Annotated in this window: 20 protein-coding genes; 10 read left to right on the top strand and 10 right to left on the bottom strand. The window is 37.1% G+C overall.

Annotated features, from left to right (window positions below; genetic code table 11):
* The first annotated feature begins 9 nt into the window (after positions 1-9).
* The 7 genes from CHSO_RS15075 to CHSO_RS15045 all read left to right on the top strand — a co-directional run bounded on the left by CHSO_RS15075 (position 10) and on the right by CHSO_RS15045 (position 6,413).
* Positions 10-369 carry a helix-turn-helix domain-containing protein gene (locus CHSO_RS15075; protein ID WP_045497650.1) on the top strand — a complete coding sequence of 120 codons (360 nt, stop codon included), beginning with the start codon at positions 10-12 and terminating at the stop codon, positions 367-369.
* 20 nt (positions 370-389) lie between these two features.
* A complete protein-coding gene (locus CHSO_RS15070) occupies positions 390-698 on the top strand; it encodes a helix-turn-helix domain-containing protein (RefSeq protein ID WP_045497647.1) in 309 nt (102 codons plus the stop codon).
* Between the two features lie 85 nt (positions 699-783).
* Positions 784-2,256 (top strand): DUF3945 domain-containing protein, encoded by a 1,473-nt coding sequence (locus CHSO_RS15065; protein WP_045497644.1) that lies wholly within the window; start codon positions 784-786, stop codon positions 2,254-2,256.
* A 6-nt stretch (positions 2,257-2,262) separates the two neighbouring features.
* Complete coding sequence (locus tag CHSO_RS15060; RefSeq protein ID WP_045497641.1) at positions 2,263-4,347, top strand: type IA DNA topoisomerase; 2,085 nt, start codon at positions 2,263-2,265, stop codon at positions 4,345-4,347.
* Positions 4,347-5,228 (top strand): ORF6N domain-containing protein, encoded by an 882-nt coding sequence (locus CHSO_RS15055; RefSeq protein ID WP_045497638.1) that lies wholly within the window; start codon positions 4,347-4,349, stop codon positions 5,226-5,228. Before CHSO_RS15060 ends, CHSO_RS15055 begins: the two co-directional genes overlap by 1 nt.
* A 146-nt stretch (positions 5,229-5,374) precedes the next feature.
* Positions 5,375-5,812 carry a DUF1896 domain-containing protein gene (locus tag CHSO_RS15050; protein ID WP_045497635.1) on the top strand — a complete coding sequence of 146 codons (438 nt, stop codon included), beginning with the start codon at positions 5,375-5,377 and terminating at the stop codon, positions 5,810-5,812.
* Positions 5,799-6,413, top strand: coding sequence for an SAM-dependent methyltransferase (locus CHSO_RS15045; RefSeq protein WP_045497632.1), 615 nt, complete (start codon positions 5,799-5,801; stop codon positions 6,411-6,413). Before CHSO_RS15050 ends, CHSO_RS15045 begins: the two co-directional genes overlap by 14 nt.
* 111 nt (positions 6,414-6,524) lie before the next feature.
* On the opposite strand, the gene CHSO_RS15040 is transcribed toward CHSO_RS15045, so the two are convergent.
* The 7 genes from CHSO_RS15040 to CHSO_RS15010 form a co-directional block, all read right to left on the bottom strand.
* Positions 6,525-7,343: an RteC domain-containing protein gene (locus tag CHSO_RS15040; protein ID WP_045497629.1), complete on the bottom strand. Its 819-nt coding sequence runs from the start codon at positions 7,341-7,343 to the stop codon at positions 6,525-6,527.
* Between the two features lie 107 nt (positions 7,344-7,450).
* The gene (locus tag CHSO_RS15035; protein ID WP_045497626.1) at positions 7,451-7,861 is read right to left on the bottom strand and encodes a hypothetical protein; all 411 of its coding nucleotides are present in this window, start codon (positions 7,859-7,861) and stop codon (positions 7,451-7,453) included.
* 2 nt (positions 7,862-7,863) lie between these two features.
* Complete coding sequence (locus CHSO_RS15030; protein ID WP_045497623.1) at positions 7,864-8,958, bottom strand: ferredoxin--NADP reductase; 1,095 nt, start codon at positions 8,956-8,958, stop codon at positions 7,864-7,866.
* A gap of 19 nt (positions 8,959-8,977) precedes the next feature.
* A complete protein-coding gene (locus CHSO_RS15025; RefSeq protein WP_045497620.1) occupies positions 8,978-9,454 on the bottom strand; it encodes a DUF4405 domain-containing protein in 477 nt (158 codons plus the stop codon).
* Positions 9,455-9,469: 15 nt separating this feature from the next.
* Entirely contained in the window at positions 9,470-10,060 is a 591-nt protein-coding gene (locus CHSO_RS15020) for an NAD(P)H-dependent oxidoreductase (RefSeq protein WP_045497617.1), read from the bottom strand.
* Positions 10,061-10,208: 148 nt separating this feature from the next.
* Entirely contained in the window at positions 10,209-10,730 is a 522-nt protein-coding gene (locus tag CHSO_RS15015) for a Crp/Fnr family transcriptional regulator (RefSeq protein ID WP_026726948.1), read from the bottom strand.
* A 92-nt stretch (positions 10,731-10,822) separates the two neighbouring features.
* The gene (locus CHSO_RS15010; protein WP_232509077.1) at positions 10,823-11,167 is read right to left on the bottom strand and encodes a winged helix-turn-helix transcriptional regulator; all 345 of its coding nucleotides are present in this window, start codon (positions 11,165-11,167) and stop codon (positions 10,823-10,825) included.
* 115 nt (positions 11,168-11,282) lie between these two features.
* Here CHSO_RS15010 and CHSO_RS15005 point away from each other — a divergent pair, with 115 nt between their 5' ends.
* Positions 11,283-11,642 (top strand): DoxX family protein, encoded by a 360-nt coding sequence (locus CHSO_RS15005; RefSeq protein ID WP_045497607.1) that lies wholly within the window; start codon positions 11,283-11,285, stop codon positions 11,640-11,642.
* 22 nt (positions 11,643-11,664) lie between these two features.
* Here the strand turns inward: CHSO_RS15005 and CHSO_RS15000 are convergent, their stop codons facing one another.
* Positions 11,665-12,036 carry a winged helix-turn-helix transcriptional regulator gene (locus CHSO_RS15000; protein ID WP_045497604.1) on the bottom strand — a complete coding sequence of 124 codons (372 nt, stop codon included), beginning with the start codon at positions 12,034-12,036 and terminating at the stop codon, positions 11,665-11,667.
* Between the two features lie 93 nt (positions 12,037-12,129).
* Here CHSO_RS15000 and CHSO_RS14995 point away from each other — a divergent pair, with 93 nt between their 5' ends.
* Positions 12,130-12,507, top strand: coding sequence for an EthD domain-containing protein (locus CHSO_RS14995; protein ID WP_052480607.1), 378 nt, complete (start codon positions 12,130-12,132; stop codon positions 12,505-12,507).
* 395 nt (positions 12,508-12,902) lie between these two features.
* On the opposite strand, the gene CHSO_RS14990 is transcribed toward CHSO_RS14995, so the two are convergent.
* Entirely contained in the window at positions 12,903-14,420 is a 1,518-nt protein-coding gene (locus tag CHSO_RS14990) for an FAD-dependent monooxygenase (protein ID WP_045497601.1), read from the bottom strand.
* Between the two features lie 71 nt (positions 14,421-14,491).
* Here CHSO_RS14990 and CHSO_RS14985 point away from each other — a divergent pair, with 71 nt between their 5' ends.
* Complete coding sequence (locus tag CHSO_RS14985; protein ID WP_045497598.1) at positions 14,492-15,484, top strand: helix-turn-helix domain-containing protein; 993 nt, start codon at positions 14,492-14,494, stop codon at positions 15,482-15,484.
* A gap of 66 nt (positions 15,485-15,550) precedes the next feature.
* Here the strand turns inward: CHSO_RS14985 and mobC are convergent, their stop codons facing one another.
* The gene (mobC, locus tag CHSO_RS14980) at positions 15,551-17,545 is read right to left on the bottom strand and encodes a conjugal transfer protein MobC (protein WP_045497595.1); all 1,995 of its coding nucleotides are present in this window, start codon (positions 17,543-17,545) and stop codon (positions 15,551-15,553) included.
* Positions 17,546-17,610: the final 65 nt, after the last annotated feature.

Raw genomic sequence — 17,610 nt, 5'->3', positions numbered from 1 at the left:
TACTGTGCAATGAAAATAATAACTATTGAAGAAGAAGCATGGCAACAGCTCAACAGCCGTATCAACGCCATTGCAGACTATTTAAAAAGACAGGAAGACAAAAGTTATGATGACCTGTGGCTCAATAACCACGAGATATGCCAATACCTGCACATCAGCGAGAAAACCTTATGGCGAATGCGAACTAAAGGTGAGATAGCTTATTCAAAAATGTATGGTCAGTATTTCTACACCATTGGAGCAATTAAGGATTTGCTTAATGCCAATGCCATACAGAGTAGTGACGAGTATGTACAAGAGCTTATGGTAAAAGGTAAAAGTTATATCGAAAAAGGCAGAAAACTAAAGGCAGATAAAAAACAGGTATGAACCCTTAAAAATATTGTCCTATGAATATTGACAGAATGGAATTTTTGGCTTGGATGGATCGGCTGATGGGTCGCCTCGATATGTTGGGTGACAATATAGACGAGTTGCAAAAGAAACGCAATAGTATAGACGGTGAAGAGCTGCTCGATAATCAAGATTTACTTCAAATGCTGAAAATTAGCAATCGTTCCCTGCAACGGTATCGCTCCATTGGGAAACTTCCTTATTACACAATAAGCGGAAAACTGTATTATAAGTTGTCCGATGTACATCAGTTTATCCGGGAAAGTTTTAATCCTCCTACAACTAAACTGAACGCCAGTAAGTGACAAACACTGCCTTTGAATGCCAATTAGTGCAATGCAGTGAACACTTCCTTTACTTTCGACATCGAATTTTAAAATTTTTCAGATTATGAGCGAAGAAACCACAAAAAAACAGGATATGCCCGAACAGCTTTCGGACATATTACTGGTGCTGGATAAAGAGAAAATGAAAATCCAAGCCGTAAAAAGTATTGACGAAAACGGAAAAATAGAAACCGTTGATCCCACAAAGAGAAACCAAAATCAATTTATGCGTATAGATAAAAGTGGTGATTTCTTTTCCAACTTCTTCTCCAATTTTTTCAGCCAGTTAAAGAACCCTACAAACTTCACTTTCTTCAAAGTGCCTGCACCTGTTGCTGTTGAAAAAGCACAGGAAATGCAAAAACAAGTGGATAAGCCAACTCCAGAAGGTGAAAAAGTGATGGAAGAACACGAAGTAAAAGCACAACCATCACAGGATAAAAAACAAGAAAATAAAAATGATATGGCAACAACACAAACAACAACATCGGAAGCCAGCGAATACCGCTACAAACCAGAACAGATTGATTGGGACACTATGACCAATCTTGGATTAAGCAAAGAATACCTTGAAAAAAGAAACCTACTTGAACCTTTATTGAAAGGTTATAAAACCAATGAACTCGTACCGATTGGTGTTAACCTCGGTGGTACTATCCTCCGAACAGATGCCCGTTTGTCTTTACAGCAAGCAGAAGACGGGAAAGTTGTGGTGGGAATACACGGCATAAAAAAAGAACCCAACCTGCATTTTGAATTTTTCGGACATAAGTTTACTGAGGAGGACAAGAAAAACCTGCTCGAAACGGGCAATATGGGGCGTGTGGTTAATCTGACCAATTCCAAAACAGGCGACCTAATGCCATCCATTATCAGTATAGATAGGCTGACAAACGATGTAATTGCATTACGAACGGATTTCATAAAAATTCCCGATGAAATTAAGGGCATAAAACCGAATGATGTACAGAAACAAACTTTAATGGAGGGGAAGCCGCTAAAGTTAGAGGGTATGATTTCCACGAAAGGAACAGAATTTTCAGCAACGGTACAGTTCAATGCAGACAAACGCTATGTGGAGTTTCTTTTTGACCGTAATAATTCCAATAGACAAACGCAAAGCAATGGACAGAACAATCAACGAACCAACCAGCAAAGTCAGTCGCAGGAAGCTCCAAAAACATTCAGAGGTAAAGAATTGACTGATGAGCAACATAAGGATTTCAAAGCTGGCCAAACCGTTTACATTGACGGATTGAAAGATAAAAAAGGGCAACCGTATCAAGGTTATATCACTTTCAATGCAGAAACTGGAAAAATAAACTTCCAATTTCCAAGCCAGGTTAAAGCACAAGCAAAACCTACCGAAGTCCATAAAACGCAAACTGCCGTTAATTCAGAGGGTAAAACCAACGAAGCAACCAAAAACATCAACGAGCCTTTGAAGTCGGGGCAACAAAACCCGAAAAACAAACAGCAGCAGGAACAACAGGAAAAGCCCAAAGCTCCTGCAAAGTCCAAAGGCGTAAAAAGGTAATCAATTATGAAAACAATTATTGCAGAAAAACCAAGCGTAGCAAAAGAAATAGCTGGACTTGTGGGTGCATCTGATAAAAAAGACGGCTACCTTACAGGTAACGGCTATTTTGTTACGTGGGCATTCGGACATCTTATAGGATTGGGAATGCCCGAAGATTATGGGATCTCAGGATTTAATAAAGCATCTCTGCCCATATTACCCAACCCATTTTTATTGACCGTTCGCAAGGTTAAAAAAGAAAAAGGCTATACCACTGATACAGGAGCATTAAAGCAACTGAAAGTTATCGAACAGCTTTTTAATCGTAGTCACAGAATTATTGTGGCTACCGATGCAGGACGTGAGGGCGAACTGATATTTCGCTATATCTACGAATACCTCAAATGCAACAAACCTTTTGAACGCCTTTGGATAAGTTCACTTACCGAAAAGGCAATAAAACAAGGTTTTGATAACCTGAAAGACGGAAAAGAGTTTGACGGCTTGTATCAAGCGGCACAAGGCAGAAGCCGTGCCGATTGGCTCGTAGGCATTAATGCTACACAAGCACTTTCCATAGCCGCAGACAATGGTATCTATTCGCTTGGAAGAGTGCAGACACCTACACTGGCTCTGATATGCAAGCGGTATATGGTGAACAAAGTTTTCACAGTGAAAAATTATTGGCAAATACAGCTATTACACAATAAGGATCTAATAGACTTTAAAAGTCTTTCCAAATCTAAATGGGAAGACCAAAAACTCGCCAATGATACGCTGAAAGCCATTCAGCGAAGCGAAACTGCAACAGTTATATCGGTAGAAACCAAAAGCGTTACAGAACAACCGCCTTTATTGTTCGATCTGACTGGCTTGCAAAAGGAAGCCAACAAAAAGCTGAACCTTTCTGCCGAAGAAACCCTCAATATTGCTCAAAGTCTTTACGAAAAGAAGTTTATCACTTATCCACGTACTGGAAGCAAATACATTCCTGAAGATATGTGGGCAGAAATTCCCAAACTCGTGAGGGCTTTGCAGGACAGAGAAACCTGTAAACAAGGCGTGTCAAAAATGAAATGGGGACGTTTCTGTAAACGTATCGTGAACGATTTACGGGTTACCGATCACCACGGATTATTGGTTACAGACAAAATCCCGTCAGCACTGAACGCAAAGGAAAATGCCATTTACGATATGATTGCCTTTCGATTGCTCGAAGCCCTTTCACAAGCCTGTATCAAAGAGATAACTGATGTCGGTTTACAAGTATTGCATTATGATTTTACCGTAAAAGGTAGTAAGGTTACGGAAGCTGGTTGGCGTTCCATTAAAGGAAGTTTTTCGGACGATGATACCGAACCTATACAAGATTTGCCTGAACTGAAAAAGGGCGATGAACTCAAAATAAAAGAAGCCTCCGTTTTGGAAAAGAAAACCAAACCGCCTGTGCTTTATACTGAAGCAGGGCTTTTGTCGGCTATGGAAACTGCTGGGAAGGAAATCGAAAATGAAGACGAGCGCAAGGTTTTACAAAATATCGGTATTGGCACTCCGGCTACAAGAGCCGCAATAATCGAAACCCTGTTTACCCGCAATTATATCCAACGGGAAAAGAAATCCTTAATCCCTACCGAAAAAGGATTGCAGGTGTACGAATTGGTCAAAGACCGCAAAATTTCGGATGTGGCAATGACCGCCGAATGGGAATTGGCTTTGCAGAAAATCGAAAACAACGAAGCCGATGCAGGGGCATTTCAAAAGGAAATGGAACATTATGCTTCATCTATTACCAATGAATTGTTGCAAACTTCCATTGCCCAAAACAACCTGCCTAAATTGGCTTGCCCGAAATGCAAAAGCCAGCAACTCATTATCCGTGATAAAATCGTGAAGTGTCCCGATGAGGTTTGTAGTTGGGTACAGTTCCGCAATGTGTGTGGCGTACAAATCGGCATAGCCGATATTGAAAGCCTTATCAATAAAAAGAAAACTTCACTCATCAAAGGAATGAAAAGCAAGGCAGGTAAGAAATTCGATGCCTATATCGTATTGAAAGAGGATTGTACAACCTCATTTGAGTTTGATAAAAATAAAAGCTACAAAAAGTAATGGAAAATAAGCCTACCATTAGCCCGATGGAAATCAAGAACCTGATTTATACCATACGCGGCAAGCAAGTGATGCTGGATAGCAATCTCGCTTCCTTATATCAGGTGGAAACAAAGAACCTCAACAAAGCCGTAAAAAGAAATATTGAAAGATTTCCCGTTTCTTTTTGCTTTCAACTGACCGAAGAGGAAGTTGAAAACTTGAGGTTCCAAATTGGAACCTCAAGTTTGAGTTACGGCGGAAGACGTTATTTGCCCTATGTTTTTACCGAACAAGGGGTTGCAATGGCTTCTGCTATACTCCGTTCAGATGTTGCTGTTAAAGTCAGTGTTGAAATTATGGAAGCCTTTGTAGAAATGCGTAGAATGCTTATCAGCAATGCTTCTTTGTTTCATCGTTTGGGTAAAATTGAGCTAAAGCAATTAGAAGCTGACCAAAAATTTGAAGAGATTTTTAAGGCTTTGGAAAGCGACAAGCTCCACAGCGAAAAAGGTATTTTCTATAACGGGCAGATTTTTGATGCCTATACCTTTGTTTCCGATATTATCCGAAGTGCCGAAAGTTCCATTATCCTTTTGGATAATTATGTAGATGATACGGTACTGACCTTATTGGGTAAACGTGGCGATGCCGTAACTGCCACTATCTATACCAAAAATATCGGCAACCAGCTAAGGCTGGATGTACAACGGTACAACAGCCAATACCCTCCAATTGAAATTGAGATTTTTTCCGATGCTCACGACCGCTTTTTAATTATTGACGATACGGAACTCTACCATATCGGAGCATCACTGAAAGACCTGGGCAAAAAATGGTTTGCCTTTTCGAGAATGGATATTGAAGTCGGTAGGATGCTTCAAATCTTAAACAACCCATAGCACGAACCTCTGAACTTTCAGAGGTTTTTTTATTGCCCATTACGTCAAATCCAGCCTCTCAAAGCCAAACCCTGCCACTTCTGTAAAGGGGCTTATCTACTGCTATAATTTTAGGCTTCAAGTAAAATTCTAAACAAAATTATAGTATGAATACACAACAAAAAGACCTATCGTATTTCAGATTACGACTGCAAGAATTATTAAATACCAGCTTCCCCGAAAAAGCAAATGACCAAAAATTTATTGAGCAACGTTCTTCGTGGGTTGCCAATGCCAATGAAAGTGCTTTTCAGGCAGGAAACAACATTGAACAATGTGAGCAATATGCAAACTACATTCTTTTTGAAAACCTACACTTCTCCAAATTCGATACCATTTTTCAGGTGATATGCAATGAATTTGATACCATAATGGCAGACGAGGAACTGCGACCATTTGCCTTGAAAATGTTCTCTGTTTGTGAGCCTATTTTTTCCAGCTATGAATTAACTGATGATTTCGCATACGATTATGAGCTTGATCTGCTCTATACGGAAATAACCGGAACCATCACAATATGGATTGAGGAGAATGGGCTTCAGTAAAAAACAACATCTCCAACAGAACATTGATGCCCTGCGAATTGCTTTTAAACTAGAAAAGGAGAACCGAAAAGCCACCGTAGATGAAAGACTGCTAATGATGCAATACAGCGGATTTGGCGGTCTTAAATTCTTACTAAACCCCATAGAAAACGAAATAGACATCAATAATTGGAGAAAAACGGAACACGACCTTTTCCCGATTACGCAGGAACTACACCAGCTACTCAAAGAAAATTCCGAAGACGAAAAGCAATACTGCAGGTATGTGGACAATATAAAAAGCTCCGTACTTACGGCTTTTTATACACCTCCACAGGTCATAGATGCAATTTCCGCAACCTTGCGTGAAAGCGGTCTGAACATTGATAAATTCCTTGAACCCTCCGCAGGTATTGGCTCATTCATACAATCCTTTTCGGAAAACCAACAAAGTGTTACCACTTATGAAAAAGACTTGCTCACAGGCAAGATTTTAAAACAACTTTATCCCGATAGCAATATCCGTATAAGCGGTTTTGAGGAAATACCCGAAAAGGAACAAAACAGCTATGATGCAATCGCCAGTAATATACCGTTCGGCGATACTTCCGTCGGTAACTAAAGAAGAACCTGCGGAGCAGGTAGAAAAGCAGAAAGAAACGCCAAACAATTCGGAGAATATTGTACGGACAAAAGGTATTCACTTACCTCGTGGTGTATTAAACAAGTTCTGTTATTTCTCGTCCTGCTCGTCCATTTTCTTAATCAGGGCATCACGCAAGCTGTCAAGGAATTTAGTTCGGTTTATTTTCCGAGATTTAAGTTCCATAAACGTATGATAGAAGTCTCCTAAATTAATATTGAATGTGCTTTCAAATGTTTTTGCGATGACTTTTATGTCTGCATTACCAAATACACCTTGTGAATATAGTGCGTAAATTAATTCTGTTAATGCTGTTTTGTTACCTGTCCAATTAAGAGTGGAACTGTTATTATTTTTTTTCTTACTATTATTATTTAACTGATCTTCGAGATAGAGTTGTATTAGGTCATTGGCAATAACCTTTGCCACTTTATAATCGTGTGAGGTAGAAAATCTATGGTCCGTTTCAAAATAAATAGTATCCAAACTCAATTTTATATCGTGTTCCCCTCGAACAAACAGCTTTTCGTCAATAAATGAATTGTTTGTCCGATAGTATTTATAAAATTCGAGATTGTTGTCAAAATACTTTTTGAGTTTTCCTAATTCTTCCTTGAGGTATTTCTTGATAGCCTTTGCATCATTAGGTTTCTTTGTTTCAATTTTATAAATGGCATTATAGTAAATGAGTTTTGAAACAATAATTGGTTTCTGGTTTTTGAAAAAATGGATTTCCTTATCAATATTTTTAAATCCGTTTTTTAAAACATATTCTTTTACTTCGGAAAGGCATAGTATGATGATGGGTATAACCTTTTCAATCCGTTGTATTGGACAAGCAGTTTCAATCTCTAATTCCTTGATTTCTGCTTCCAGCCTATATAGCGTCTCATTGTAAAATTTATCCATTCAGTTACTTTTAAATCCTAATCCATTGTAGTTAAGAAATTTGTGTTAATACTAATGCTTGCTATCTTGCAAAAGCTTAATTATACTTGATTAAAATTTTGCTTGGACTAACTTTGTTTGTCAAACAGATTTAATTTCCTAGACCAATTAAAAAAGCGTTTCAATTCATTTTTATTTAACTTATTAAAATGAAAAATTTTATGAGGAAATGGAATAGCATTAGAATAAACACCATTCATTGAGAAAACCAGCATTAATTTTTTAGTATTGCTTTTCTTTATGTCAAAATCTTTTCGAAACTTTTCTTGTTCATTTTCAAAAAGCGATTCTGCCGAACAATCGTTATTAACCAACAAAACTATACAATCACATTTTTTCACAAAATCATGATAGTCAATTTCATCATTATAATTGTTGCTGATATAAACTTCGTTTCCATTATTCCAGAAGAAATCTGCAATATCATAAAGAAATTCACCTATTTCTTGCTCTTCATTTTCTATTACAAAATATTTCATTTTTAAATTATCCTATTAAATTCGATTACCACATCATCAGATTTGGGATATCCTACACAGGTAAGCACATATCCGTCTTTAATTTGCTCTTCCGTAAGTCCTTCGGTTACTAGCATTTCTACTTTTCCTGACAGGCATCTGCCAGCACAGCTTATGCAATTTCCACTTTGACAGGAATAAGGCATATCAAGTCCTGATTCAAGTCCTGCAAATAAAATAGACTTACCCGCAGGTATATTTACTTCGTGTTCTTTACCTTTTAAAAGTATTTTTATTTGATATTCTTGTGGCGCTTCAGCTGGTTTATACGTTGTTTTTGTGGCAGTATAAAAACTTTCTTTATGAACAACTTCTTTAGAAAAACCTATTTTTTGTATAGTTCCTGTTGCCATTTCCATCAGCTCCTGCGGGCCACAAATATAAAACTCGGTGTTTGTGTCATTTTTAAGTTGTAAATCAGTAAGAATTGTTTTCAGTCGCATAGCATTTATTCTATGAGAATTTTCATTTACCCTTCTAAAAAGTCTTGATAAAAAACCTGATTTCAGCTGTTCATTCTTTATAACATCGCTCCAATAATAGACGATACGAAAACGTGATGAAAACTCGGAAGACCATTGTTCAAGCTGATGATAAAAGATAGTATTTTCTGTGTTTGAATTTACATATATCAAAGATACCATTGATCCAGGCTCTTTTATAAGAACCGACTTGATAATAGAAAACAAAGGAGTAATTCCACTTCCGCCTCCAACAAGCACAATATGACGTTGGTGATTTTCGGGTTTAAATTTAAAATTACCCATAGGTGGCAATGCAGTTATCGTATCTCCAGCCTTGACATTATTGCAGAGATGATTTGACATTTTCCCTCCTTTTACTCTTTTTACCGTTACAGACAAGTTTTTATCTATATATGGCGAAGAACAGAGCGAGTATGAACGTCTTTCTTCCTTTCCCTCAATTTCAGAAATAAGAGTTAAAAATTGCCCTGATAGATAGCTCAATTGCTGTTCTGGGTGGACAAAATGCATCGTTATGGTATCGGCAGTTTCCTGCACAATATCCTGAATAAATAATAAGATTTTATCGTTCATAATTTTTTATTACAAGTAATTATTCAACAATCAAATCAATCACTTCTTCAGGGTCAGCATTATTGTTGATCCAAATAGCTTCTATTGTTGTAGCTCCTTCAACTGATATTCCTTTTGTATCTAATCTTTTTACGGCTTCGGAATAATCAACCCCCAACGCCTTAAAAGCATCATTAATAGGTGCTTTTATTATTCTATCCAAAAGTAGGGTATCCACTTTCGGATTGAAATGTTGCTGAACGATGAATAGTATAGATACGACTATAACAGCTAATGCGGTAGGAATGAAGACACCCTTCTTGAAATGAATTTTAAGGGCTTTCCAATTGAGTATAATATGGAAAATGGCACAAACAACAAAAAACACACCTAGGAACTCGTGTACGACTTCGGTATAGCTGTCAAACAGATGGAAAAACATCAGTAAGCCTGAAAGTCCCACAACAAGAAAAACCAGGGAAATAAAAGGGGTAATATAATTTCTGTTCAGTTTCATAATACAAAGGTTTGTTTAGTTGAATTTTGAAAATCTGTTTTCAAGGTTAATCAGCCAATTGGTTCTCTTTTCCTGACTTACTGATTTTACTGAAGCAAAGCTTATCCAATTAAGATTTTTGTACCCCATAGTTTTAAAAACACTTTTTAGCATTGCTTTCCTGATTAAATTTCCAATAAGCAGGGAATACATTATTTTGGGTTTGTTCATTGTAGTGATGATAGTCACGCTTTTTAGGTTTTTCAAAAGTGGGACTAATCCAAAACCTCTTGGATGATGGTCATATACAATTCCGGGACTTAAAACCCGGTCAATAAATCCTTTTGTCATTGCAGGCATTAAATCCCACCAAATAGGAAAGATAAAAATCAGATGGTCTGCTTTTTTTAGACGTTCGCTGTAATCTATTACCTGCGGGTCAATGGGTTTGTGTTCTACGAAGGCTTTTAAATCGGCCTTTGACATTACAGGATTAAATCCGTCATTGTCAAGATGCATCAGGTCAACTTCGTGATCTGCATTTTTTAGCCCTTTTGTTACGGCATCTAATATGGCATTGTTATAACTTCCCTCGTAAGGATGATTAAATACTATTGCTACTCTCATTTTTTACTTTACTTTATTTTATTCTGTAAAGTTGAGAAGTAGCAAATGCCCGGACGATAACAATTGTAAAGAAATGGCAAAGAGATAGCCAATGGATTTTATTTGTACGGTATTTCAACGTCACAAATAAATTTGAAGGAAAATGGACCTATCGCCTGTTTCGTATTCGGCTTAATGAAACAGAGGTGATGCCTAAATAGGATGCGATATAATGTTGCGGAATACGCTGGATAATATGGGGATATTCTTCGATAAGCTCTTGGTAGCGTTGTTGAGGCGTATTTTTAAGATAGGAATAGAAAATTTTTTGAGATTGCAAAAGTCGTCTGAATAAATGTTCCTGCATCTCTTCTTTGATTTCTGGCAAATTTTCTAATGCGTTTTGAAAGTCTTGTTGCGAAATCGTCTGTAAAATACAAGGTTCTAAACTTTCAATGCTGTATAAACTCAGTTGATTTGTTCTAAAACTTTCAATAGAAGAAACCTTGTCGCCTTCAAAGAAAAATTGAGTAGTAATTTCTCTTCCGTCATTATTAACCCAGGTCCGCAAACAGCCTTTCTCGATAAAGAACATTGTTCTCGAAATTTCTCCTTCCTGTAAAAGGATTGTTTTGGCAGGAACTTCCTGTCGTTTAAAAAGATGGTCGAATTTATCCCAATTGCTAGTCATTGTTTATATTTTTATTTATGGGAGCTGAGGCTCGTTTCTCTCAGGAAAAACTGATGCTGACAACGTACGTTTTGTTTTTGCGTAATTAAACATTATAGCTTAGCTGTAATTTTATTTTTGTGTTTTTGTCCCCAATCAGCTAATGCCGTAACGACATCTTTAAGTGTTGTTGCATATTCTGTATAAATATATTCTACAACAACAGGTGTTTGTTCTGTGTGTACAACTCTTGTGAGCAATCCGTTCAATTCTAATTGCTTTAATTCATTAGAAAGTACTCTTGCTGAAATACCTTTAATTGTTCGTTGTAATTCGTTGAAACGGCTCTGTCCGCTAAACAAAGCTATAATAATTCGTAATTTCCATTTACCACCCAATACATACAATGCGTCCTCTACTGAGCTGATGTGCTTAGTGCATTGTACTTCTGAATACATTACTTTTTGTTTCATAATTTATTGAAAGTAACCTAAATATTACTACTAACCTTTTGTTTACTACTAACTATTAGTAAGCAAATATAAGTAATTTTACAGCATTAAAAAGAGAAAAATGAAGTCAACAAAAATTATTTATTACATTACGACTGGGTTGATGTCGTTAGCGATGGCATTTTCAACATTTGCGTATTTGTCAAATCCTGCTTTAAAAGAAGCGTTTCAGCATTTGGGTTTTCCTGATTATTTCCGGATTGAATTAGCAATTGCAAAAGGTCTTGCCGCCATTGCACTTTGGCTGCCTTTCCGTTTTGCGAAAGAAATAGCTTATATTGGTTTGTCAATTAGTTTCATTTCTGCATTTATTGCACACTCGGTTGTTGGCGACCCTATATTCAATATTATATATCCCTTGTTCATTTTGGCAATACTTGTTGTATCGTATGTAACGTATAGGAAAAGTAATTTTGCATAAAATATAGCAGTTTCCATCAAAATTAGACTACGTTTTCAAATTTAGGGTCTTTTTCTAATGCTTTGGTAAGTACAAATCGGTTTTCTTCGCCCCATTGTTCAATAGTTAAAATCAATGGTAAAAGTTTTTCGCCAAGTTCTGTAAGTTCATATTCAACTTTAGGAACTTTGGTGTTGAAAGTCTTTTTATGGATAAATCCGTGCAATACTAATTCTTGCAGTTGTTTGTCCATAACTCTTCTGTCTGCGTTTGGAATTTTACGCTGCAGTTCACTTGGCCGTTTGAGATTTTTGGAAATATAATAAACAAGCATCAGTTTCCATTTGCCATTTAGAAGTTCTTTGAAAAAATGTAAACCGCAGTCAAGTTGAACAGGTGTTTTCTTTTGATACATATAAACTATTTTACTTCTGTAAAGTTACACAGTTTTCGATGTGTCTGTAACCAGATAGAGTACGCATAAATTTATGCGTAATTGTCCAAAAAAATGAAGGGCTATACCTTTGTAAAAATTAAAATTACAAATATGTTAAAGTTTACGTTTTTAATCCGAAAAACCGGAGGAATGAAAAAGGAAGATTTTATTGATTATCATAAAAATCATCACGCCCCTTTGTTTATGTCTATTCCCGAATCAGAGCAATATGTGAAAAAATATGTTGTTTCTCATCCTAAAATAATTGAAGGTTTTCCACTACCTGCGTATGACGGCATAACTGATATTTATTTTGCCTCAATGAACGACTTTAACAGCTTCTTTGCAAGTGAAAACTACAAACAAAAAGTCCACCCTGATGAAAGTAATTTCATTGATTTGAATGACGTAGTAACGCTTGTGTCCGATGAAGTAGTTGTTGTAGATTAATTAAAGAACTTGAACTGTATGAATCTAGACAATTCTACTTTGCAACCCACAGTAGAACTAAAGCTACCCAATTATCTGCTTTCGGTGATTCAACCCCAATAGTGAGGGTAAGATATTTTTAGCGTTTCGCCGTATTGGATAAGTTGATATTTTACAGTGATGAGTTGATTCAACTCAAGCTCTTTGAGTTTTCTACTGAGCATTTTTCAGGAAATGACCTCTAAATTAGTTAAACATAAAAACAGGCGAAGTTTAATGGAAAACTTCGCCTGTTTTAATTAAGCACTTAAAGAGCTGGAGTCTACGAATTCGCTGTTGGTAAAAAACGAAATGTTACAAATGCAGGGTACAGGCAAGTGGCTTTCTGCCATCTGGTGTTTGTTATGTTTTATCTTTTACTTCAACCATTTATTTATAGCTTCATTTAGTCTTTCGCTGTTAAACTGTTCTTCTGCCGTTTGAACCCAGGCCACAAATCCGTCTGGTCTTATGAAAACACTATTGATCGCAGGCACTTCTCCGATTGCAGGTAAGTTCCATACAGAACTATTTCCTTTCACTATTGGAACTGCCTTAATAATATCAATGCTTGACTGATATGCATAGGGAATTTCTAAATTGTTTTCTGCATTAAAATTCAGCAACAATGGTCTTGCTTTGTGCATGAGAGAAAACAAATCTTTTTCTACACCATTTATTAATAATTTTATATTAGGTATCCTTTGTCCTAGCATTGTGTGAAATCCTTCTCCCCAATCATATCGAACACCCAAACCACTTAATATTCTGGATAAATGAAGTGTTACTTCGGGTACTTCCACCATCGTATTTACAATCTCTCTCAGGGCTTCTATTTGTGCACCCGGTTTGATAAGTGCAGTTTGTGCTTTGGCCATTTGAAGTACTTTGGCACCTACCGGATGTCGCTCTTCTTCAAAACTATCGAGTAAAGAAACAGAAGCTTTGCCTGTGGCAACCATACCCAATTTCCAGCCTAAATTCACCGCATCCTGAACACCAAGATTTAAACCCTGACCACCAATAGGTGAATGTGTATGTGCGGCATCGCCAAGGAGGAATACACGCCCGTAACGATATTTTTTTACTTGTCTAAAACCATCGCCAAATCTTGACATCCAACGGGCGGAACGCAACCCGAAATCTGTACCAATTCCTTCTATCATAGCCTGCCGCAATTCTTCTAAAGTAACAGGTTGGCTTCTGTCTATCGGCGGTGTAACTTTCATCAGACTTACTCTAAACCAATCTTCTTCAACATTTGAAACCTGATAAGTTCCTATTTTAAGGTTACGGCCAAATCTTTCATTTTCTGCAGGCGGAGTATCTAACTGAACATCTGCTACAATCCAATGAGAAATCGGGTCTTCTCCTGTAAAACTTTCACCACATAATCTTCTAACTACACTGTTTCCGCCATCGCAACCTGCAAGATATTTGGCGCTTAACTGTTTTATATCTCCATTTTGCTGAACAAAAACATTTGCTTGATTTTCATCTTGAGTAAAATAAATTAATTCGGTAGCCCAATGAATATCTACTCCTAATTCGGTTGCCCGCTTTGTCAAAATTCGTTCTGTTTGATGTTGGGGTAGTATTAATGCATCCGGAAAATCAGGATCTAATGCCTTGGGCATCATTAGCATGCCCGAAAAAAGAACTGCCTTCAGAGGATTTCCATGTTTTTCAAACTCTTCTGCCATGCCTCTCATTCTAAAATTTTCCATTGATCTGGCATTAATGCCAGGAGCACGGGATTCTCCCGTAGTACCTTGAGCTCTGCGTTCTACTATTGTAACATTTACCCCCATCAGTTTTAATTCGCAAGCCAACATCAAACCTGTAGGTCCTGCACCTGCTACGATTACATCGTATAACTTTTCTATACTGTCCATTTTTATTTTGTTTAAATGATTTACGTTGCAAATTTCACGAGTTGCATACGAATAAAATAGTTACTTTTGATATGAAAATAGTCCAATATGGTATTTGTATTGAAATGGAAAAAGCAATTGAGATAAACAACTTACCTGAATACATCAAAAAGTCGGGTGGTTTGACTGATAAAAACGGTTATTTGAACTTTCCTGAAAGTTTGGGAACAGGCTATTTGAAAATGATAGCGCCTTTGCCTCAGCTCAGCATTATGCTTCAGCATTATGAGCTAAAAAAAAGTCTTTTCATAAAACGCAGTAAGCATAACGATAGTAAAAGCGTGTTGATTTTTAGTTTCAGAAATGTAATAACAGGAAAACAGAATACGCAAAAAAAATCATCTTTTAAATTTATGCCTTCTGTTCAGGTATCCACTGCTGATGTGGCATTAGACATTGAAGTGCCGAACTTATTTGAAACAAGCAATATTATTATACGCATTGAAGCCAATTTTTTAAGGCAGTTGTTAGAAAAAGATAACAATGCCCGGCTGACGGAATTAGTAATACAAAAAGAGCAATCCTATTTGTATGAAGAATTTATTTCACCAAAAATACAATCAGTAGCTGCTGATATTTTCGAGATAGCAGCTTCGCATCCTCTTGCAAACTTTTACTATAAAATAAAAGCAGAGGAATTAATTTATTTGTTTTTTGAAAACTTACTGCAACGTGATGAATTACCAAAATACTCCATTCATCCAAAAGATATAAAAGCGGTTTATAGATTACGGGAAGAAATGTTGGACAATATAAATGAGCCTCCACAATTAGATATTTTAGCGACAAAAGCCAACATGAGTGTAAGTAAGTTGGGAAAAATCTTCAAGCAAATTTTTGGGGATAGCATTTACAATTATTATCAAAAATTGAGAATGCAGAAAGCGGCATTTTTACTTCGTGAAGAAAAACTATCCGTTTCGGAAGTAGGCTATCAGTTTGGTTTTTCAAACCTTAGCCACTTTAGCCGTCTTTTTGAAAAACATATTGGAATGAAGCCTAAAAAGTATAGTAAAATAAATTAAATAAAGCTTACTGAACACAACACTCTATTTATTTAAAAAAACGCTATTTACATTCTGTATCTATTCTTATTTCACCAAATACTGTAAGTTCGGGTCATTTTTGATACGCTCTATTTCGCTTTCAACAATATTCAGGATGTCTGATTTTATCCGGCGGTAATTGGCTTCAATTTCCTCTTTCATTTTATCTTCTCCGTATTCATTTACAAAGGACAGGATTTCCGGTATCTTTTGATAGGCTTTGGTTTCTGCTGCTACCTTTTCATTATCTACCACAATTTCAGCGTGAAATATTTTTTGCTCAATACGTTCATCAAAGTTATCCGATACAGAACCGACAAACATACCCTGTGTAAGCGTTGAAATTTTTGAAGCCGGAATAAGGCTGTCTAACTGTGTGGAGATAGAGGTAGATTTATCGTTGCGGTTGATGGTCAGGCTCTGTCGTTTTTGCAAAACTTTACCAAAACGTTCCGAAAGGCTTTTTGCCGTTTCTCCAACCACCTGACCACTGAATATATTGCCGACGGTATTCTGTATTACCTTGCTTTCTTTGTCGCCGTAATCCCTTGTTAGCTGACTAAAGTCCTGAAAACCAAGGCATACAGCCACCTTATTACTTCTCGCAGTTGCGATAAGGTTGTCAAGTCCTCTGAAGTAAATAGTAGGTAACTCATCTATGATAACCGAACTCTTTAACTGACCTTTTTTATTGATGAGTTTTACAATTCTTGAATTGTATAAACCCAATGCTGCGGAGTAGATATTTTGACGGTCGGGATTATTACCCACGCACAAAATTTTAGGCTCTTGGGAATTGTTGATGTCAAGCGTAAAGTCATCTCCGGTCATTACCCAATACAACTGTGGGCTAATCATTCTTGACAAAGGAATTTTAGCTGATGCAATCTGTCCCTGTAATTGGTCTTGCGCTCCGGATTGCCACGCATCCATAAACGGAGAAAGATAGTTTTCCAAATCGGGGTATGATGTGAGAATGGTAAATACGTCCGAATACTTTTTGTTCAGCAACTCAATGGCGTGTGGAAATGTACAATATTTGCCGTTCTCATAGATTTTCAGATACCAAATAATTGCCGCCAATAGGATAATTGGACTTTCCACGAAAAAATCCCCTTGCTTCTGTATCCAGCTTCGATTGAGGTTCAGCATTATGGTATATGCTGCTTCGTAAGCATCAGAAATGTCAGTCATAAAGTCAGGATTAAGCGGATTGCAACGGTGGCTCTTGCGTGGGTCATCGAAATTTATCACATAGAATTTTGGCTGTACTTTATACTTATCCCGATGCTTTAATAAATGGTTGTACGCAATAGTGGAAAGGTCATCAAACTTAAAATCGTAGATGTACATACTAAAGCCTTTCTCAATCTGCTGTTTGATGTAATTGTTTACGATGGCATACGATTTTCCTGAACCCGGAGTACCCAACACGATTGATGCCCTGAAAGGATTTACAATGTTTATCCAACCGTTGTTCCATTTGCCTTTGTAGTAAAATTTGGTGGGCAGGTTGACGGAATACTCGTTTTCCATCAACTTGGTTTCCTGCTGAAAGCTCTCGTTCTCGTTATTGAAAACATCGTCCATCAGGTTAGTACGGAGCAATCGGCTCATCCATACGCCCGCCATCAGCAAAGCGATGTAACCTAATGAGATAGTAAGGATATACAGGAATGTGCCTGTTGCCGGAGATAATTTCAGCAATCGTGTGTTCAGAAAGAATAGCACAAAGCCAACGCCCAAAGCCACGTAAATTTTAGACCAGGTTATCTTCTCATTCTTTACGCCCTTTGTGCCTAAGCAGCTTAAAGCCAGTAATACCAAAGCGAACGCTTTGGTGTAAAGGGTATGTGAAAACAAACCTGCCGTGCGGTCAAAATTGCCTAATATCTTGTTGATTACTTCCAATGTCCAACCACGCTCTAAAAAGAAACCGTAGCAGAACCAATAAAGGTGCATCAGCACCAAAAGGATACTTACTGCCCGCATAAAAGCCATTATCTTGGCAAGCCCTCTTAAATCGTCTTCTCCTTGCATTATTTTGCATTTTAATGTTCGGGCGTGAATTTAAAGGCTCTATGAAGTGGCTATAAGAATGTGGC

Source organism: Chryseobacterium sp. StRB126 (assembly GCF_000829375.1).
Classification (GTDB): domain Bacteria; phylum Bacteroidota; class Bacteroidia; order Flavobacteriales; family Weeksellaceae; genus Chryseobacterium.
The sequence above is the reverse complement of the archived record's forward strand: the minus strand, read 5'-3'. Positions and strand labels throughout refer to the sequence as shown.